Annotated in this window: 8 protein-coding genes and 1 tRNA gene; 3 read left to right on the plus strand and 6 right to left on the minus strand. The window is 45.1% G+C overall.

Annotation, left to right across the window (positions count from 1 at the left end; all coding sequences use genetic code 25):
- Window positions 1–3: 3 nt before the first annotated feature.
- The gene (locus WC882_01390) at window positions 4–2256 is read right to left on the minus strand and encodes an S-layer homology domain-containing protein (protein ID MFA5842317.1); all 2253 of its coding nucleotides are present in this window, start codon (window positions 2254–2256) and stop codon (window positions 4–6) included.
- Window positions 2168–4219 carry an O-antigen ligase family protein gene (locus tag WC882_01395; protein MFA5842318.1) on the minus strand — a complete coding sequence of 684 codons (2052 nt, stop codon included), beginning with the start codon at window positions 4217–4219 and terminating at the stop codon, window positions 2168–2170. The genes WC882_01390 and WC882_01395 overlap by 89 nt, the downstream gene beginning before the upstream one ends.
- Window positions 4220–4560: 341 nt before the next feature.
- Here WC882_01395 and WC882_01400 point away from each other — a divergent pair.
- Window positions 4561–4636: transfer RNA gene (locus WC882_01400), tRNA-Arg, on the plus strand.
- A gap of 90 nt (window positions 4637–4726) precedes the next feature.
- Window positions 4727–5752, plus strand: coding sequence for a tyrosine-type recombinase/integrase (locus tag WC882_01405; GenBank protein ID MFA5842319.1), 1026 nt, complete (start codon window positions 4727–4729; stop codon window positions 5750–5752).
- Window positions 5753–6197: 445 nt separating this feature from the next.
- Here the strand turns inward: WC882_01405 and WC882_01410 are convergent, their stop codons facing one another.
- The 3 genes from WC882_01410 to WC882_01420 all read right to left on the minus strand — a co-directional run bounded on the left by WC882_01410 (window position 6198) and on the right by WC882_01420 (window position 9769).
- Window positions 6198–6329, minus strand: coding sequence for a hypothetical protein (locus WC882_01410; protein MFA5842320.1), 132 nt, complete (start codon window positions 6327–6329; stop codon window positions 6198–6200).
- Window positions 6330–6351: 22 nt separating this feature from the next.
- Window positions 6352–7362: a class I SAM-dependent methyltransferase gene (locus WC882_01415; GenBank protein MFA5842321.1), complete on the minus strand. Its 1011-nt coding sequence runs from the start codon at window positions 7360–7362 to the stop codon at window positions 6352–6354.
- A gap of 202 nt (window positions 7363–7564) precedes the next feature.
- The gene (locus WC882_01420; GenBank protein MFA5842322.1) at window positions 7565–9769 is read right to left on the minus strand and encodes an S-layer homology domain-containing protein; all 2205 of its coding nucleotides are present in this window, start codon (window positions 9767–9769) and stop codon (window positions 7565–7567) included.
- A 509-nt stretch (window positions 9770–10278) separates the two neighbouring features.
- Between WC882_01420 and WC882_01425 the strand changes: the two genes are divergently transcribed.
- Window positions 10279–10869 (plus strand): HD domain-containing protein, encoded by a 591-nt coding sequence (locus WC882_01425; GenBank protein MFA5842323.1) that lies wholly within the window; start codon window positions 10279–10281, stop codon window positions 10867–10869.
- Here WC882_01425 and WC882_01430 read toward each other — a convergent pair.
- Entirely contained in the window at window positions 10838–22057 is an 11220-nt protein-coding gene (locus WC882_01430) for a Calx-beta domain-containing protein (GenBank protein ID MFA5842324.1), read from the minus strand. The genes WC882_01425 and WC882_01430 overlap by 32 nt on opposite strands.
- Window positions 22058–22089 lie beyond the last annotated feature (32 nt).

Here is a 22089-nt window from a genome sequence, read left to right on the forward strand (position 1 = left end):
GGATTAACCGAGTGAATCGTCATGCGTCAAAAATAGCGCATTTCATAGCGCATCGTCCACACAATCTCTCACCCTTTCGCTATTCGTCGGGCTGAAAAACGGCATGCGATCATCGGGATCGGCTCCACCCGCGGCTCCGCTGGCCATGATCGTGGATCCACACACATGTTCCCATAACCCGACGCCACACGTATTGATGAGAGCATCTTCATGAGTAGCATTGAGAAGGTGTCCAATTTCATGTGCGGAAACCACAAATCGTCCATAATAAGTCGCGAATTGATACCCTCCATCCACATCCGTAACCTGTTGCCCCCACGCGTGGATTCGATTTTCATCTTCTTCCCCGCAAAAAGTTCCAACTCCGCCGGCTCGTCCCGCGATACCGGTATCCATGTCATACCCAACATAATAGAAACTGATCTCATTTTTATCCGGATCCGGGTGGTGAATCATATAATAATCGTCTTCGTTGATTTCATCCGCCAGTTCTACTTTATTCGTGGTCGTTGGCCCATAACCATCCAACCATGTTTCTTGCCCGGCAATTTTAAATAGGATATTAAAATCCGCATTTCCGACCGGTTCCACAAACCCGTACACAAGATTCACGCCCGCCAGAATGGAGCGTTGGCGAGACCAGATGGTATCTTCATTGATTTTGTAAAATTCGGCATCCGAATCCAACATGATTTGGATTTCCGCTTCCAATATTTCATCATCTTCGGCATTGGCTTGAGGAATTTGAGGCAACCAAGCAGTGGCTTCCTCTGTCGTACAAGAATCTTCTCCGGCCAAAACATCCACATGATTGGCACTGTTATAAATCACATGACAACCGCGAGCCCCGGCCGCTTCACTTTCCGTACCGCCCAAGAGGCGAATCAAGTTGTCTGCAGGTTCAATTAGGCTTAAACCCGATTCCGTATCCATGAATGCGCCTTCGATTTGCGTGCCTTCTTCGTCCAAAATCGTAAGCACGCCGCACAATCCAACCGTTTTGTCACACGCCACTTGGTAGGACAATTCTTTGGGAAGATCGAGGATGGAATAGGTGTTTCCTTTTATTTTCCCGGCCCCTACCGTGATATCGTCCTCAAGGAGTGGGCTATAAGTAAAAGTGAGCGTTTTTGAGGTTAAAGATCCATCTTCTTTAGCCAGCACAAAATCGATTTTTTCATCATCGAGGGCTTCCTCCAATTCATCCGCATCAAAAGTTCGCAATTCAAAAACAGACAAGTCGTCGCCCAAAAGTTTCACCAATTCATTTCTCACATACGATTCATTCGAGCACGTCGTAAAAAGGGAACTTTCTTCATCGATTTCCTCCATCGGTTCCGCCTCCTCTTCGGAAGCATTCAATAAATCAAAAAGACGTTTTAAAATCACCGCAGCTTCGGCTCGATTCACATTAACATTCAAGCCAAATTGGCTATTTCCATATCCGGTCATAATGCCAGCCGTGCTTAAAGATTGCACTGCCGTATAATAGGGACTGGTGGATTTAACATCCGTAAAACTATAAGAACTATTATAAAGAGAAGCGCTGTTTTCGACATCCAAGATTGTGCCAAATACCTTATATACATAAGCGCTCATCGTGCCACGAGAAACCATTTGGGTTGGATTGAACTTGGTGCTTGTAGAGTCGATCCATCCTTCACGATAAAAATAGCAGATGGGAGTATAGGCATAATGAGTCTTGGGTACGTCTGTATACACAGCACAGGTTTTGTCTGTAGTGAGATCGGAGTCATTAATACTTCCGGTGTAGACAAGCAATCGATACAAGAGTGTCACCACTTGTGCATTGGTCAATGAATCCGAAACTCCAAAATTTCCATCATTGTAGCCGGTCATGATCCCCGCATTGTACATCGAAACAATGGAAGTTTGCGCCCAGGTGGGGAGAGAGTCTTTATAAGGATTGACCACCGGTGCGGTCACGGAAATCGTGGCTGAATCGGTGAGGGTCGTTTCATTTTCTTCTTGAGAAGCGGTTAAAGTGGTGGTGCCCTCTGTGGATCCTGCGGTAAATGTGCAGGTCTTGGCTTGTTCATCTCCGCAAGAAAGCGTCCCGAGGCTCGTATTCGCAAGAGTCCATGAGGTATTGATAGGCACTGTTGTGGTTGAATAAATCCCATAGGAGGTAAAGGTATAAGTTCCCTTAGTGGTTAGGTCCACTTTTTCCGCATCGAGTTGAATCTCAAGAAGAGTGGTTTCACTCGCGGTTGTCCCGAGAACATCGGTCGGCATATTTCCATTCCCGGAATTCCAAGCATAGAAAGAACCCAAAATAACGAGGCCGAATCCGGCCACGATTAAAAGGGGAGAGAACATCGACTTTTTCATTGGTTTTTGTGTTAAAAATTAACCTGTAACAATATCATTTTACCATAATTAAGCCATTTAGCCAAGTGTTTTCTTTCCGAAAAATGCGTGAAGCATCGCTCGTCTCATCTTCAAGGTAAGACGGGAGAAGGGCGCGGATTTTTTCATATTCAAGTGCCGCTTGTTCGGTTTTCCCAAGCAGTTCATAAATATGCCCCGTGATTTTATAGGTATTCGGTTGATTCGGAGCCAAAGTGCGCCCTTGTTCCAAAAGAGGTTCAACCGTTTCGGGATCTCCGGTCAGCATTATAAACCAAGCCTCTAAAAGAAATGGCGAAGCCCCAAATCCTCGATCAAAAGGTCTGAGTTCTTCAAGGCTTTCTTCAATGAATTTTGAGATATCTTCGCCGATTTCATCATGGGGATCTTCTACGTTTTCTAAAATGACTAAGTGCACTTCAATATCCTTTAAAGGATAAATCAAATCGTAAGGATATAAAGAAATAGCGCGAGAATAAGCAATAACCGATTGATCCCATGCGGAATTTAAAGTCGCTTCAGCCTGAGTATAGTATCGATCCGCCTGAAAATGACGGATCGGGAAAGGGATCGTTACGATCAAAACCGCAATCATCAACCCAAAAATCATACGAGAAAAAATCACGGATTTGTGCGAAGGCATGGGTAGAGAAATTTTCGAAACAATGAATCCAATCATCATCCAAAACACTATGCCGGTGAGAAAGGTTTCAAATCCGAACAAAAGCGAAACCACATACCCGATCAATCCTAAAATAGTCCCGCGCGTTTCCGGAGAGCGATAACCGATTTTAATTAAAAGTCCCAAGAGAATTAAAAAAAGAAGGGGAGCTAAGGGCCCGGCCGCGACCCACAAATCAAGAATCAAGTTGTGAGCACGATCCGCGGAGGAGGTGAATTTTTCATACTCAAAAAACTCAGGACTCTGAAATTGCGGATAAACAAGCGAAAAAGTCTCCAGTCCGTAGCCAAGAGGTCTTGCTTGAATCATTTCAATCGTGTCGCCCCAAATCACTTCTCGGGCGCCAAACGAGCGAAACGCTTCAAAATCCACCCGATTTCGTTCATGAAAAGTGTAAACCGTGAATGCGATAAGCAGTGCAAAAATCAATCCAGAACCGATCCATATTTTGGCCTGGATTTGGCGCAGGCTTGAAGCATAAGAAAAAAGCGCTAAAACTCCAACCACAATCAATCCAATCAGCGCCGCTTTGCTCGCGGTTCCGATTAGAACAATCAAGTTGGCTACAATCAAAAGCCCAAAGCTTTTATGTTGTTTTATTTTTTCAAAAAGAATGGGGAGCGTGAGTACGATAAAAGACCCCAGAAAATTGGGATTTCCCAGGGTACTAAAAATTCGACCCAAAAATCCTTCCGCATCCCACGCCGCGGCCCAAGGATCGAGGTGCAAGAGCTGCAACAATCCGTAAAAAACCACCACGCCATTGAGTAAAAGCAGGGGACGATAAAGAGATTTTGCATACGCCAAGGCAAAAATAAACGCTGAAAAATAGAGAATTTGAGTGAGCAATCCCTGCAATTCCGGTGACGCGCCAAAAAAGCTGATCAAAGGAGTGATTGAAAAAAATGTATACGCACAAAGAAGCCCAAAATAAAGCAAAACAACTCGTCCGGGCCATGAGCGCCACAGGGCGCGAAGGTCGGGTTTCCGTGCGATCCACAAAAGTGTCAAACCTAAGATGAGAAATCCTTGAAATACAATGATTTTGGGCAAAACAAAGCCCAAAACGCTGTGCGTCGAAAAAATAACGCCTCCGAGCAAAATCCCGACTTTAACGTAGAGATCGAAGAAAAAATCGAATCGAGAAGGGGAGGAGGAAGATTTCACAAAAACATCTTATATGAATTGGTCGGCGCTGTCATGGTGAGGCCCCGGGATTTTTGAGAATATTTTTAGGCAAGAGGGAGAGGAAAATTTTTGTGAACAGACACGCAATGAAATGGAGTGTCGCATTCTGAATTTTTGAATTCGAATTCAATGGACCCTTCGTCCCCCTGCGTGGGACTGCGGGTCTGCGAGGCGTTTCGCTCCCATTTGAACAAAAATTCTTCCTTCCCGATTGCCCTTATCAAGATAAAGCTTCTCGCCTCCCGCTAAACAATTTTTTATAATCTCTCGAAGTCCTCTTAAAAAAAAGGTATAATAAGGAAGGATTGTATTTTCAATAGGCCCGCGTAGCTCAGGGGATAGAGCAGTAGCCTTCTAAGCTATTGGCCGCAGGTTCGATTCCTGCCGCGGGTACCAAAATGGCGTCCATAAGCCAAAAGAACGAATTCGACCCTCGAACCCACGACCTATTGCCAAAGTCTTACTGGCGTCGGCAATTTTATGAATATGAAAATTTTACCGCTTCACGAGCAGTTTTGTGACGAGCGGCGTTACATCAAAAATTTCAGTCCTGCCACAATCCAATGGTATAAAGTTTGCTTTAAGGCTTATTTGAGATTTCATGGGAATATCGAAGACTTGGAACAAGTCACAACCGATAATCTCAGGGCATTTTTGTATCATGGTTTGTTGCAAAAAAAGTGGATGCCGGAGAGTTTCATTTGTCACCATAAAGCCATCAAATCTTTCCTGAAATGGTGCGTTAAGAGAGGTTACATCCCGACGAATCCGATTGAGCCCATTGAAAAGCCAAGATTGGATAAAAAGCTTCCCAAACGGGTATCTCGCCAAGAGGCGCTTGATATTCTCGATTGGTCTTTTGGGTTGCATTACGAGTATCAACACGAGGCTTATCGGAACCGTGCCATTTTCGCCATGATGATTTATTCGGGGTTGAGAGCAATGGAAGTCTTGAATTTGAGAGTCCCGGAAGTTGATTTTGAAAACAATCTTATCTGTGTGGCTCGTGGGAAGGGCGGAAAGGGGAGGGTGGTTCCCATGTGTGCGGCATTGAAGCATTTTTTGATGGAATACGTGAAGGATAAGGCTCGGTTAAAAAAGGAGTCTCTTTATTTTTTTACAGGTTTGAGAGGGAATAACGCTTTTACTTATCATTCTCTTGCGCGGGTGGTTGCCCGTATCCGTAAGAAATCGAATATCAATTTTTCGTCTCATCGATTGCGCCACACGTTTGCGACTTTGATGTTGGAGGGCGGCTGTGACCTGTATACGCTTTCGAAGATGATGGGCCATTCAGACATTAAAACCACAACGATTTATTTGTCCGCTTCCGTTCATCACATGAGGGAACAAATCCTGAAACATCCGTTGAATCAGATTGGGTTTTGAAAAAGTTACCCTACCCCGCGTTACACTATTGTTTTAAAAAGGGACCGTAAATCGTTCTATCGATTAGATCAGTATATTTTTGCATGTCTACCCCTTCTGTTTGTCCTCCCCAATCCACAATAAGAGCTTTTTTGTCGTCGTATCTGCTGAATCGAATATTTCCCGGGTGCATATTCGAAAGTGTCCATCCCAATGTCTGTGTAATGCGACCTAACGCACGGTATCTTGCAACAGCGATTCCTGCCGAAACGTATCTTAATATGGGCTCTTCTTCATAAAGTTCTCTCAAGTCTTTCCCCGGAACAAAGGCTTCAATAAAAAGACGATGGTCTTCTCCTTGGAAGCAATGATTTCTGGGGGTGCTTTTAACATCAACACTGGTTCCTAAAAAGGTTGGAGCAAACGGTTGAATGGCTGGATTAGCCCTTGGAGATACTTCCCGTTCAAATCGGTCAGGGAGATTCCGACGATGGAATTTTACAATCACTTTTCCTATTTTTGTCCCATCTGAAATCTCGAGTAGATAGATAACTTTAAATTGTCTTCCTGGATTTAAAAGAGATAAGTGCTAACTGCGAATCGTTGAAATTCCCGTAAAAGTTTCAATGCTTCTCAATAGAGTTTCATCATGGAGGACACGATGAATAATCTCAAATTTCGCATCATCCGGCGTCGTTAGCCTTGGCTCGGGTTCAAGCATGAAAATGCGTAGTTAAATAATTTTAAGCAGCCTTTTTTCGCGCAATCGTAACCACCCCTGAAACCATTTGATGCCCAGGCATGGAATGAGGAGAAAAAGCTCCGGAATAAAAAACACCTCCTTTCCCGGGGAAAGGTGCAATACTATGAGCTGTGATCCATTCATTAGCAATAAGTTCTAATCCTGGAGTCCCTTGAATAGCACGGCCCAATCGCCTTCGGAATAATTCGGCCACAGGAAGGGGCCCTTTTTGGGTTCGGTAGGCCACAATTTTATCTAAAGAATGTCGCCCGGTGAGAGAACCATTCGGTCTCATTGCTTCAGGGTCCAAACATTCAACATGATAAGGGAAAGGTTCTCCTGAAAAAATCATTTCTTCAAGACAAGAGCTGAAGCTGGGAGAAACATCTTGTAGATGGAAAAGAAATCCGCCTTCTTTCAATGCGTTTCGTATTTTTAAAATGGCTTGTCCCATAAATGAAGTGGAATCCAAAGAAGAAAGTCCGGTAATCAAACTCAACTCATTGTTTAATCTTAAATTTAAGTACGATGCTCGTTGCGCTCGTTTTTGGGCTGCAGGATGGCGTCGATGATGTTCTTCAATAGCACGAGGATTTCCATCGATTTCATAACAAACAGAGCGATCAATCGTTCGAGGAAATAAGCCATGAACCATTTCCCCGGAAGGTCCGCACCCTATATCTAAAATGGGGCCGGGATTTGTAGGGAGAGAATAGTTCTGAAATACATAGCCAACAATAGCTCGTAGCGCTTCCCGAATTCTTTCTCGGATAGGATCAAAAGGGAGAGAATCTCTGGCAATGTCTGCATGATAAAAAAGAGCGGATTCCGCTTCTTCAATCGTTCTCGGGCAAATAAGCTCAGAGAGGGTATCATTATCTATGATTGCAGGAGTTAATTGCCCGATCTCTCGTAAAGAATCAATAAGATTTCCATCACCGACAGGCGCGCCACGGGACACATGGCAACCATTGAATGTTCCTACAGGGGTGAGGGGGTGTCGTGAGGGCATAAATAAAAAATATCCTTTTAAAATAGGGATATTTATATAATAAAAATACAAATTAGTCAAAAAAATAAACAAAAGTCCTTATGCGGGCCAGGCAATATGCCCTGGGACCCTTGTTTTTTGATGAGTATTGTTAGACCGTCATCAACGTGGGGTGGCTATGGTGCGTGGGGAATTAAAAAAGAGTACTGGAATTATCTTAGATTTACTCCAACACCAGCATCCGGCTGTAACTCTCAGCCTCATTATTTTTGATGGCCATCATGCGATAGAGCATTTCCGCCACTTCGCCGCGCGTCATGGAGTCTGAAGGCTTAAGGTTGTTGGAATCCCACGGCGCAATATTGGTTTCTTTTACGAATTGCGCGTACGGGGCATACCAATCAAGATAATGAACATCATTGTAAGGATCTTCTGCCACCACCGGGTCCACATCCGTGTCCATGGCCAAGGTCAACATTTTGATGAATTCAACGCGATTCACTTCATTGGTTGGCTTAAACGTGCCGTCCGGATAACCTTGAATGATGCCATCGCGTTGCGCACTCGCCACATAAGGCGCGTACCACGTGGTGGAATCCGTGTCCGGGAATTTTAAAGTCGTACCGCTCATCGTTTCTTTATTGAGCGCCACAAAAATCATTTTTAAAGCCTCGACGCGAGAAACCGGGCTCTCGGAACGAAAAGTGCTGTCCGGATAACCCTGAATGACTCCGGTTTTTTTAAGATAACGAATCGCATCGTAATACACATGATTATCTGAAACATCTTTGAACAATGACCCCGAAATCAACCCGCTCGTTTCCTTGGAGTCACCGTAAGACACTTGAAGCATAAAATTATCTCCTTCCGTGGGAGTGAATGTCACCGTGGCAATTCCATTTTCAAAGTCGCTGGCCGCGAGTACGGAACGGGAAAGATCCCCTTTTCCCTTGATCACTTCAAGATAAATGGGATCTGTCGTATCCACACTTAAGATACGTTCTCCTTCGGCGTTTAAGGCCACAACGGCCACAGACATAGGAGAATTGATATAAAAGCCTCCTTCTATTTCAATGCCAAAGGAAGAAAGCGTTTGGGATTCCGGACTCACTGCAATCGTGGTGGAGGCGAATTCTTTTCCCAAAAAGGAAAACGTCAATGTCGAGGTTCCGGATTTTTGACCGGAGATCGTGAGAAGGGTTTCCCCGGTCGTGAACATGGGCCATGACAGCTCATTCGGAAAAACACTTAAAACACTCGAGTCTGAAATCGAAATTTTAATCGGGCTGTTGAACGTGGCGGTTCTGACAAGTTCTCCGCGTTCATCTTGTAAAGACACCTTAATTTCACTTTGAGTGTGGTTTGCGATGGTTTCCGGTGCTTCCACTCCAATTGCAAAAAAGGGAGAAGTGTAAGAATCGTTATCCGAAGAAGTTGTAGTAGTCGTAGTAGTTGTTGTCGTTGTCGTATTTGTCGCAGGGGTTGAAGTTGTATTTGTCGCAGAATCGTTTGTCGTTTCCGTATTCGATGTGTCCGCATGGGTAAGAACGGTCGTTGCATCAAGATAAGTTTCCACATACTCAATGGGATTCACGGTATAGGCATAGACATTATTGAGCCCGAGTCCTTTATTCACCGCCTCCCAAAATCCACCCACGGTGTTGGATTCCGCGGTGGTAAAAGGCCAATACAAATGCCAGGGCGCATCGCTGTTGTCCATCTGAAAATGAAGATGATGGGTTGTGGCGGTCCCGGTGTCTCCAACGGTTCCGATTTGCTGACCTTTAGTCACTACATCCCCATCAGCCACCAAAATGGTGTCGAGATGCGCGTATCCGGAATAAAGCGTTGTGGTCTCATAATCGTGCTCAAGGGTTGGGACGTCGTTGTGGCGAAGCACTACAAGATTTCCATACCCCGAATCCGAGTGGACCGTTTTGTCCACCACGCCATTCATAATGGCATATACGGGAGTGCCTCTCACGGTTTTGATATCCACCGCCGGATGGCTCCCGGCTCCTTCAATCCAATCCATTTCATAAGTTCCCGCATACACCACGGGATAAGTGAGTTTCATCTCGCGAGTGTAATCGTCATACGTATCACCCCAATCGAGAGACGAAGTTTCCGTTCGCAACCGAGAGGGTTCGTAACTTGGGATTTCGACCAATTTACTTGAAGAAAGTTCGGAGTAAGTGAGTTTTTGTTCCGTGGAAGTCGTGTTCAACCAATCCGGCACTTGAGCGATGGGGTACGTGGTGCCATCAAACGCCGCATGTTGAGGGGTAGTCATGATGCTCATCTGGAGATACGTGGTTTGTTTCACCAAAAAAGTCGAACTCATCAAGAGCATGAGCACTAAAACCCAGCCTTTTTTATGATCGCGCCACAATTTTCGGGAACGCTCCGAGGAAGGAAAGAACATCATAAAAGATTTGGTTTTTAATATTTATTTTATCTACTAATTTTACCTCTTTTCTCTTTTAAAATCAAGGAGAATCGGGCAAAATATCCGTATGGAATGGCTTTCAAAATCACCCAAAGAAACGATTCAACTCGGAGAAAAACTTATGGAGGAGTTTCCGGAACATCGCCTCATTTGCTTGGAAGGGGAGCTCGGCAGCGGAAAAACGTGTTTAATGAAAGGCATCGGCCGCGCTTTGAATGTGGCGGAAAACATGATCAAAAGCCCAACATTTACCACGGTTTTTACGTATCAATCCGGCGAAAATATTATTCATCACTGTGACTTCTATCGATGTGAAAAACTCGAAGATTTTCCGGTGGATTGGTGGCGGGATTTACTGGATCAAAACACGCTGGTGGTGGTGGAATGGAGCGACCGGATTCAACCGCATTTACCAATGCCGCGGCTCGAAGTGAAATTTATTATTACGAATGAAAATGAACGAAAACTCATTATTAACGAAATCACCCATGAAAAGAAATGAAGTTGAAAAATGGTTGGATGAATTTCATACGCCAGCGCACATTCGGGAACATTCCGAAAAGGTGGCTCAATTGGGAGAAGATTTGGCGAAAAAATTAAAAAAGGTCGGGGAGCAAGTAGACCCGGAAAAAGTGTGGATCGCAGGCATGATTCACGACATGGTGCGCGTGGTGGATTTCAAAAAAGATCCTGACACCCTGGGAACGCCTGAAGATCGGGAAATTTGGAAAGCACTTCGGGAACAATACAAAGGCTGGCATCATGCGGACGCCGCGGCCGACATTTTACGAAAACGTGGCGAAGAGGAACTGGCGGACATTGTGGCTCGCCATAAATACACCTGCATTCTCAGCGATACCCCGCCTCGCACGTGGGAGGAAAAAATATTGTATTACGCAGACAAACGCGTGGCTCACGACCAAATTGTCTCCCTGCAAGAACGTTTTGACGAGGGCCATAAACGGCATCATCCGGGAGAGTCGGTTTCGCCCGAAGAAAAGCAACGCCGAGAGGCGATCCTGGCGCTGGAAAAAGAAATTTTTAAATTTATAGTGCCATCACCAGCGTGATGATCTTAGCGGTTTCTCCTAAAGAGATGAGCCGATCCGGTTTAAACGTTTTGTCTCCATACCCGATAACAATTCTATTGGAATACGCGTATAAAATATAAGGTGCATACCAAGCATCGATCGAGACATCCGAGAATGGATTTTCAGGTAATTCATAGTAGGCCAACAATTCATCTCCATACAACAGGGGAACCTCCTGGAAGGAAAGGTTGATAGCAATTTTAAGAGCTTCAGCGCGATTAATGACTTGAAGGGGCTTAAAGGTCCCGTCCGGATACCCCTTGATGATTCCGAGTGCATAAGCTTTTTCAATGTAGGCGCTTTCTTGCGTATTGATTGAAATATCTTTGAATGAGGTGGAAGCCCCATACCCGTCGACAGATATGCCCAATAAATCCATGGCGGATTTCAAAAATTCAATACGAGAAACTTGTCGATCCGGCTCGAGAAAATAACTTAAAACCGCAAGTTCGCTCGCTCCTTCGTAGTCACCGTTTAAAATTTTGGTCAATAAGGTTTGCTCAAGGAAATTTTTCAAATAAGTCTCAGCCCAATGGCCTTCCAAATGTTGAGACTCCCATTCCATTTCAAATTCTTGAAGCACAGTTGAAATCTCAGGCTCAACCGGTAAAGGATAAACAGTGTCGTCTTCATTAGAGGATCCGTGCGTTTGAGTGGGGTGCCATCCACCATCCCCTCCGATATTTGTGGAGTTCCCTGTATGAGTCGCTGAATCCGTTGTTACGGTTAAAATTTGAGACAATGAATAATTTCCATAATCATCCACGGCTTTTATGTAAACATTATAAGAGCTTCCCGTATTCAAGCCCGCAATTGAAGTCCCGGAGGTGGTCATATCCGTGAGTGTGGAATAAGAAGTATAGAAAGAGCTGGAAATCGGTTTATAGAAGATTTCATAATAATCGAAATGGGTTTCGTTTGTTATCGCTGTCCATGCAAGTCGGACGTCATTGGTATTGATTTCAGAAACATAAAGATCGGAAAGTCCATTGGTTGGGGATTTTTGATCCAGTACAAAATTGGAGGAGATAACCGTTGCGCCTGCAATATTCCCATCATAAGGAGTGATTCGGATTTGGGCATTAGTGATATCAAAATTAGCGATATTGGAAGTTGAATCCCAAATAACAACGATCGTATTGGCTCCGGAAGAAGTGAGAATATAATTTCCTTCATCTCCGATTTGATAGGAGTTTGCATTCACCACAGTGGGAGTTCCATAAGTAGCAATAAAAGGAGAAAGGGCGAGGGTCGCCTTATTCCATCCCATTCCAACATTGTATTCAACCAAGACTTGTAATGTGTCATCATCATTGGGATCATCGATGGTGAACGAGATTGTTACTTTGCCGCTTCCGTCCGTTACTTCTGACGCCCCAACCGAAGAAACTGTAGGAGTAACGGGATTATCATTGAGGGTCACAGTATGAACGAGAATGGCTCCAAGATCGGCGTTGATTGGAGTGGATAGTGTCGCGATAATCGTTTCATTTCCTTCATCCAAAATGTCGTTCACAAGAGTAAAGATAACAGTTCCCGAGGTTGATCCCGCGGAGATTGTAATAGAGGAAACGGAAGGGGAATAATCGATATTATCTCCGGTCGCGGTTCCTGAAAATTCCAAGGGAAGAGTAATCTCTCGTCCGGAAGCGGCGGAAAGTGAGGCGGTAAGGGTAACAGTCATACCATTTTCATCTACGGATTGAGAGGAAGAATCCCAAGTCACAAGGGGAGTGGCATCGTTATCATTGATGGTTGCAGTATGAACCGTAGTAGAACCCTGAGTGGCATTCGTGGGAGATCCCATCGTGACAATGACAGTTTCAGCATCCTCATCAAGCGCATCATTCGTAAGAGTGAGGATTATACTCGCTGAAAGTTGTCCCGCGGGAATGACCAATGGGCTTTCAGTGATTGAGTAGTCAATTTCATTCTCGGTCGCGGTTCCGGAAAGAGTAAAAGGAACTGTAACATCGAGCGGCGAAGTATAAGCAAGTTGTGCGGTGATCGTCACAGTCCCGATTTCTTCATTAACGGATTGATTCGCAACTGTCCAGCTTACGGTAGGCGGAGGCGTATCGCTGATATTGATAGTTGCAGTATGAACCGTGATCGCGCCCAGAGAAGCGTTGGTCGGAGATTCCATAGTGAGAATGACGGTCTCTGCAGGTTCATCAAATTCATCATTGATCACAGTAATAGTGACATTGGCGGAAGTTTGGCCCGCAGTAATTGTAATCGGGCTTGCGGTTATGGAATAATCGGTCTCGATTCCCGTTGCAGTTCCTGTGACGATGAAAGGCACAGTGATATCATGGCTTGAAGCAGTGGAAAGTTGAGCGGTAACGGTTATGGTTTCGACATTCTCCTCGATAGATTGAGAAGAAGTTGTCCATACCACTAAAGGCGGATTATCGTCATCGACGATAATCGCGGTTTGCTCGATAGTTCCTCCTGCGGTTGCATTGATCGGTTCTCCCATGGTTAGAATCACGGTTTCATTCACTTCATCCATAAGATCATCTGCGAGAGTAATTGTTGCTCCTGAGGTTAGGGAACCCGAAGGAATAATAACCGGAGATTCGGTGATAGAATAATCAACCCCACTCCCTGTCGATGTCCCGGAAACAGTAAAGGGAACGATTACGTCAAAGGCGGAATAATCCGAGATTTGAGCAGTGACAGTTATGGTCCCATCATTTTCTGACGCATCTTGAGAAACTACAGTCCAAGAAACCGTAGGAGTGGCATCGTTGTCATTGATCGTAGCGGTGTGGACGGTGATGTCCCCGACAGTGGCGTTGACCGGATTTCCCATGGTGATAATAATTGTTTCTGCATCTTCATCAATCAAGTCATCGTTGAGCGTAATTGTGACATCGGCAGTGGTATTCCCCGCGGGAATGGTAAGAGGCGAGGCCGTGATGGAATAATCAGTACCGTCTCCCGTGGATGTCCCTGTAATTGTAAAAGGGACTGTGACATCCGTCTCAATCGCAGCGGAAAGTTGTGCCGTAACCGTGGCCGTAGGGCTCCCTTCACTTACAAGTTGAGAAGAAGAAGTGAAATACACTAAAGGAACGGTATCATTATTTTCAATAGTTAACGTAAAAGCCGTAGTCGATCCTGGGATGGCATTAATCGGAGTGTCCATGGTAACAATCACGGTCTCATTGGATTCTTTAAAGGAATCATTATTGAGTGTGATGGTAATATTAGAAGTGGTCGTACCCGATGCAATGATAAGGGGAGAAGAGGTGATAGAATAGTCCGTCCCGTTTCCGATGGCGGTTCCGGTAAGAATGAAAGGAACACTAACATCTTGACCTGAGGTGACAGAAAGTTGAGCCGTGAGCGTGACTGTGGAAATCTCTTCACTCGTAGATTGAGAAGAAGTGGTCCATGTTACGGTTGGGATCTCGTCGTTATCATTAATGGTAGAGGTATGAACCGTCGTAACGCCTGCCGTAGCATTGGTAGGGGACCCCATGGTGACAATAACGGTTTCATCACTTTCATCAAGAACATCATTAACTATGGTGATCGTGATCGCGGCCGTGGTTTGACCTGCGGTGATCGTAATGGGACTGGAGGTAATGGAATAATCAGTCCCATTTCCCGTGGCAGTTCCGGAAAGAGTAAAAGGAACTGTAACATCTTTCCCTGACGCGGAAGAAAGTTGCGCGGTGACTGTCATGGTTCCGGCATTTTCATTTGCGGATTGAGAAGCGGCAGTCCATTGAACAAAAGGAAGAGCATCGTTGTCCTCAATGGTAATCGTATGGACTGTGACCGTTCCTTGAATGGCGTTAGTGGGGGACCCCATGGTAACAATAACGGTCTCATTGTTTTCGTCGAGAGAATCATCAATGAGCGTTACGGTAATGTTGGAGGTAAGATCGCCGGGGGAAACAATGATCGGGCTTTCCATAATGGAATAATCGGTTCCGCCCCCAGTCGCTGTCCCGGTTAATGTAAAAGGAATCGTTATTTCGGATTCCGATGTGGCGGAAAGTGCTGCAGTTAGAGTGATCTCTGTAATTCCTTCGCTTATGGTTTGAGAAGACGAGGTCCAAGTTACTCCAGGTGAAGAATCATTATTCGTAATTGTTGCGGTGTGAATCGTAGTGGCCCCAAGGATGGCATTAGATGGAGAACCCATGGTTACGATGATTGTTTCGGACAATTCTTTAAAGTTATCATCAGAAAGGGTAAGAGTAATTGTTGCAGTGGTATTCCCTGTCGTGATGGTAATCGGAGAAGGGGTGCTGGAGTAATCAATTCCGCCCCCAAGCGCGGTTCCGGTAAGGGTGAAAGGGATGGTGACATTTTTCCCTGAAGTGGCTGAAAGTTGAGCCGTGATCGTCATAGTTGCTGTCCCTTCTGAGGCAGATTGCGAATCTACAGACCAAGAAACTGACGGAATACTCCCGAAATCATTATCATTGATCGTTGAAGTGTTCACGGTAATAATGCCTTTGCTGGCATTGGTCGGGTTTCCCATGGTGGCAATTACTGTTTCGTTATCTTCATAAAGAGAATCGTCGACCACGGCGATACTGATAGTGGCAGTGGTTTGTCCTGCAGTAATGCTAATGGGGCTTGCCGTAATAGAATAATCCGTTCCGCTTCCCGTCGCTGTTCCGGTCAGAGTAAAAGGGACAGAAACATCAAGTCCAGATGCAGAAGAAAGCTGAGCTGTGATGGTCGCAACCCCAACATTTTCATCACTGGCTTGAGAAGAAGAAGTCCATGTCACAGTTGGACTATTATCATTGTCATTAATTGTGGCGGTATGAACCGTGATACCTCCTTGAATAGCGTTGGTAGGGGACCCCATGGTGACAATCACGGTTTCATTGTTTTCATCAATGGAGTCATTAATGAGTGTGATTGTGATATTGGAAGAAATATCCCCGGCAGAAATCGTGATCGGACTGACGGAAATCGAGTAATCGGTGTCATCCCCCGTTGCTGTCCCCGAAAGGGTAAAGGGAACCGTCACATCAAGATCGGAATACGCGGAAAGTTGCGCCGTAACTGTCATAGTCCCTGTGCTTTCAGCAGCGAATTGAGAAGAAACGGTCCAGGTCACAGCGGGAGTGGTGTCATTATCATTGAGGGTAATAGTGTGGGAAGTAACAACTCCTTGAGTAGCATTGGTGGGAGAATCCATAGTTAGGATCAAAATTTCGGTGGATTCCTTAAATGAGTCATCCATCAATGTCACCATGATATTGGAAGTTGTGGTACCGGCAGAAATCGTGATCGGACTTGCCGTGATGGAATAATCGGTCCCATCTCCAATAGCAGTCCCAGAAAGAGTGAAAGGAATCGTAACTTCTTTCCCGGACACGGCAGAAAGTTGTGCGGTAATGGTAAGAGGGGAAGCTCCTTCAGCTGCGGATTGAGAGTCTATCGTCCATGCAACTGTGGGGGCATTGTCATTGTCTGTAATGGTGACGGTATGAACAGTCGTTTCACCTTGTGTGGCATTCGTAGGCGCTCCCATGGTAATAATCGCCGTTTCGTCATTTTCATCCAGTGTATCGTTGACGATGGTGAGGGTGATATTGGCCGTGGTTTGGCCCGCAGTAATGGTGATTGGGCTGGCGGTGATCGAATAATCCGTTCCATTTCCGGCCGCCGTTCCACTCAAAGTATAAGGCACGGATACATTGCGCCCTGAGACCGCAGACAATTCCGCGGTAAGGGTCAACGTCCCTACCGATTCAAGACCACTTTGAGAAGAAGAAGTCCATGTTACGGTGGGGGAAGCATCGTTATCATTGATTGTTAACGCTCCGTCTCCATCTGAAATAGTTGAATTAACCGCATTGGAAAGAGCAAGAATTACGGTTTCATTGTTTTCATCAAGCCCATCATCAGTAATGGATACATTGAAAGTTTTGTCTCCGGTTTGTCCCGCCGTCCATGTGATCGTTCCCGAAGTAGCCGTGTAATCGGATCCGGCAGTTGCCGTTCCCTCTGAAGTCGCATAATTCACGGAAACAGTGCTTGAACTGGTTCCGGTCATGGTCACTGTAATTGCAGCTGTAGATCCATTTTCAGAAACAGAATTATCTACGATAGCAATGGAAACATTGTCGTTATCATTGATTGTGGCAGTGTGTACGGTGGTCGCCCCTTGAGACGCGTTAGTAGGAGAGCCCATGATAACAATCACAGTTTCATTGCTTTCATCAATCACATCATCCACTACAGAGAGAGTGATATTGGCTGTGGTTTGTCCTGCAATCACAGTGATTGGACTGGCGGAAATTGAATAATCCGCTCCATCTCCGGTAGCAGTCCCATCTCCTAATGTAAAAGGAACAGAGATATCCAACCCAGAGGCCGTAGACAGTTGAGCCGTAATCGTGAGCGTCCCAGCAGATTCAAGTCCCCCTTGTGAAGCAGCGGTCCACTGGACCGTTGGACCCGCATCGTTATCATTGAGTGTGGCGGTGTGCACTGTGGTGGTCCCTTGAGTGGCCTTGGTGGGGGAGCCCATTGTAACAATCAAGGTTTCGTTATTTTCATCAAGAGAATCATCGACCACTGTGATTGTAATATCTTCAGTGATATTTCCGGCCGTAATCGTAATAGGAGACGCGGTAATAAAATAATCTCCGCTGCTCGCTGTACCCGAAAGAGTAAAAGGGACCGTAACGTCGAATTCAGATGACTCAGAAAGTTGCGCAGTAATAGTTAATGTACCCACAGATTCAACCCCGCTTTGTGAAGCAGTGGTCCACTGGACCGTTGGTTCAGCGTCGTTGTCATTAATTGTTAAAATTGCCTCTCCGTCACTGATTGTTCCGACAATAGGGTTTGAAAGAGTCAGCGTTACGGTTTCATTGTTTTCATCTGAAGTGTCATTTGTGATAGGCACATTAAAGGTTTTATCTCCGGTTTGTCCTGCGGTCCAAGTAATAGTGCCCGAAGCGGCCGTATAATCAGTGCCTGCCGTTGCGGTCCCATTTGAAGTTGCATAATCCACGGAAACATCACTCAAGCTGGTGCCTGTCATAGTTAAAGTGATTGTTGCCGTAGTGTCATTTTCAGCTACGGAATTATCAGAAATTATAATACTGGGAGGGGTATCATCATCAATTAGGGTTACTGTATGGACTGTAGTTGTGCCCTTGGTGGCATTGGTTGGGGATCCCATAGTTATGATGATGGTTTCATCCTCTTCATCAAGGGCATCATTAATGATGGTAAATGTAATATCTTTAGTGGTATCCCCTGAAGAAATAGTGATTGGGCTTGCAGTGATGAGGGTGTAATCGGTGCCAGACCCTACGGCGGTGCCGGTAAGGGTGAAAGGGACCGTAACGTCAAGCCTAGATTCCATATTCAATTGAGCGGTCACGGTAACCGATGCCACGGACTCTGCAGAAGATTGAGTAGCCGCTGTAAAAGTGACGGTTGGAGGATCTTCATTATCTTGTAGGGTCGCGGTATGGATCGTGATATCCGCCCCTTTGGCTGCATTTGTTGGATTCCCCATGGTAATCACTATGGTTTCATTATTTTCGTCAAAAGTATCGTCGACCACATTTATTGTGATATTGGAGGTAAGTTGTCCTGCGGGAATCGTGATAGGACTTGCCGTGATTGTGTAATCAGCTCCACCTCCTGTTGCGGTCCCGGTGATTGTATACGGTACCGATACGTCTGAATCGGTCACTCCATTAAGCGATGCCGTAACAGTTAGTGCTCCTATAGATTCAGCTTCACTTTGCGAGGTCGATGTCCAATTTACAGAAATCAACCAAACCCAATTTAAGTTATGTCCGGAATCTAAACTGGTCGATCCACCAACAATGGCGTTGCCGCTAGAAGCGTCTGAATCTTTAGCGTCTACATAGCTAACAGACTGGGCGCCTGACACATTCAAATTCCAATAATTTCCATCCGAAGTACTTCGTAAGACAACTTTATGCCCGGAAACACCGGTTAACGTAAAAGGACCGGTAACCGTTTGAGTCGTAGCGGCTGTAAATTGAATATTTTTATCCTGAGTAACCGATCTGAACCCATAAAAAGATGTGCTCCCTGAAATGACGGAAGTTTTTGTTGCGTCATCAAATGTAACGGTCCCGGAACGCGGCGTAAAAGTACCTGCGCGAGAAAAATTACCGCCAATGGTTAAAGCGCGATTATCTACAGAGACATCAAAATTGCCTGCCGTGATTGTTAAATTATTATTAACATCTAAATTCGTGCCAAGTTGAAAAACATCAGTAGCGCCATCGGTTGAATTGATTGTGAGGTTGTAATAAGTTGGCGATAAAGTTGTAACCGTGTACGAATCCGCTCCAGCATCAGCATCGCCAACAAATTGCACTGTTCCGGAATCCGTATCATTTGTTAAAGAAATGGTCTCGTTTCCACGAACTTTTAATGTCCCGTTATTAGAAAACGATCCGGTAACTGTTAAATTTCTTCCGTCGGTTACAAGAACCCCGGCTGGACCTATTGCGGCTCCGGCAAAAATTTTATGATTTGGCAAGGTAAAGTTCGTCTGCGTAACGCCGTCGTAGGGCGAAATGTCTAAAGTGGCGTTGTTGTAGACCCAATCTTTCATGGTGTACGGACCGGCGATGCCGGCATAGCGCATCGTACCCCCCACTACAAAAGTTGGTTGACCGGCGAGAGTGGTAATCGTCTCGTTACCGAGCAAACACAATCCCCCATTAGCTCCAACTGTCAATGTGCTGCTGGTGCCATTAACGGTTAGGTTTAATCCGGAAGTATTAAAAATACCCGAGGTAATGATTAGGTCTTGACTGGCGGCATCGAGAGTTAGTGCGTTGCTGGTTAGCTGAACATACGTCCCCGCTGTTTTGTTGATGGTTATGTCGGCATTAAAAACTCCGCCAGCACTGGCTCCCACCGTCAGATACTGCAAATTTCCTCCACCGAAAACTAATAAGCCGGCACCGCCATCAAAGGTTGAGGTCAGAGAGACATCTCCACGGGCTTCAATGGACGCTCCAGAGGCACCGGCCCAAGTTCCGTCATTAAACGTCAACGCATTTTCAACAATCAAAAACTCATTGGTTGTTCCGTTTAATGCTCCAGCCCCTCGAGTTAAATATAGATTGTAAAAAATTTCATCGGCGTCCGTGCTTGTGCTATCAACATTGATTGTCGTGGCAACGCCGCCATTCATGTTTCTGAACATCACCCATCCATTACTATGCTGAAAAGCATCGGTTCCCCCACCTTCTGCAACAGTAAAATGAGATCCGCATTGAAGTTGTTCGGAAGTTGAAACATAGGTCGCTCCAACATTTATAGTAAGAGCGCCGTCTTGATAAATTCTTCCACCACCCCCGTGAAAGGTTCCTCCCGATTGCGTATAAGCATTAGAAAAAGTATTTGTGGTACTTGAGGCATAAAAATCACCGCCACTTACAGTCATCGCTCCTGTAATTGTTAATATACCACTACCGCCATTAAAAATACCGCCCGATTGAGAAAAAGTACTATTAACTGTTAGTGCGTTTGCACCCATTGAAAACTCGCCACTGGTTACTCCTAGTGTGATCATTGTGGCTCCTGAACTAAGAGAGACACCTTCGGAATTATTGATAACTATATTTCCGATAATTTTCGCCGTTGCTCCGGTAGCATTTATGGTTTGCGCACTAGTTCCGCTCATGGTGATTGTTGCACCCGTAGAGGTCCCGTCATAACTACTGCCAACTGTTATATTACCTTTTAATTGGATGTTTGATCCGAGCAGTCGACCATTTTGCAAGGATAAGTCGCCAAGTATGGTAACCGTATCTGAAGACCCAAGAGTAAAAGTATATGTGCTATCGCAAGCTCCCCCTAACAAACAATTGATCGTCAAATTATTAAAAGAGACCGCACCCGGAAAATCAAAAGTAACCGGACCACCAGAGTCTAGAACAACGGTTCCGTTGTTATGATTAAAAGTACCGGAAGAATATATCCAGTTTCCTCCGCTGTAAGTACCCGTACTGGATGCGGTGAATATTCCACCGTTAATTGTTACAAAATGAACGGTCAATCCAGATGTTTGCCCATCAAACGTTCCTCCGGAAAAAACTCCGGCATAAATATTCGTTGTATAACTTCCACAATTATAAGTACCGGAACTGTGCGTCCATGTGCCGGTTACATTAATATTTCCACCACTATTTGCAATTGTACCTCCATTATAATTAACGTTGACTGATGCAAATCCGTAAATTCCAACATCTAAAGTTCCGCTACTAACAGTCAAATTTTGCATGGTCACCGGCGAGAGTAAATTCACTCCACTGGCATTGTTTACTACGATAGTACCTGTGTTTTTTGTCGTAGCACCAGTCGCATCAATACTCTGGGCACTCGTACCAGTCATGTTAATTGTTGCACCATTTAAAGTACCATCATAATTTGATCCAACAAGAATATCGCCTTTTAATTGTATATTCGCTCCCCGTAATTCTCCATCAGCCAAGGTTAAATCACCTGCAATAGTAACAGTATCTGATGATCCTAATGTCAAGTAATAACTATCACAAGTAGAACCACCGCAAGCGTCGATATTAAGATTATTCAATGTGATTGCCCCTGGGAAATTCCATGTTATTGAACCGCCGGCATTCCATTGAATGGATCCATTATTATGATCGAAGGTTCCTCCAGTAATACTCCAACTGTCTCCGGACATCAACCAACCGGTCGGAGCAATGAATGCACCTCCGGAAATTGTTGGTCTGTGGAGTATAAATCCGGCGGAAGTATTCCCGTTAAACGTACCTCCCGAAAGATTCAAGTTATAAATAGAAGCATTTAAAGAACTCCCCATATCTATTGTACCAGCGGCCTGATTGATGGTGGTAACCGTAAAGGCTCGACCAGCTGTGATAGTTCCGCTATATCCAGCATTGACGTTTATCGTGGTTAATGACGCAGAAAAACTGGCATCAATTGTTGAAGTCTTTGTAGAAGTACCATCAAAAGTAACAGTATCACTAGCCACCGGACAAGTATCTAAGCTCCAGTTCGCGCACGTACTCCAGTTGTCATCCCCCCCCCCACCATCCCAAGTGCGGGTTGCTGCACTGGCCAACCCAACCCCGGCAAAAAAAGCCAACATCATGATCCCGAACAAAAAACTGATTTTTAATGTTTTTTTTGTTTTCATTTTTAAAAGGAAAGGGGATTGAAAAGATTTTT

This window comes from Candidatus Gracilibacteria bacterium, from assembly GCA_041658685.1.
In the GTDB taxonomy this organism is placed as follows: domain Bacteria; phylum Patescibacteriota; class Gracilibacteria; order UBA1369; family UBA12473; genus JBAZZS01.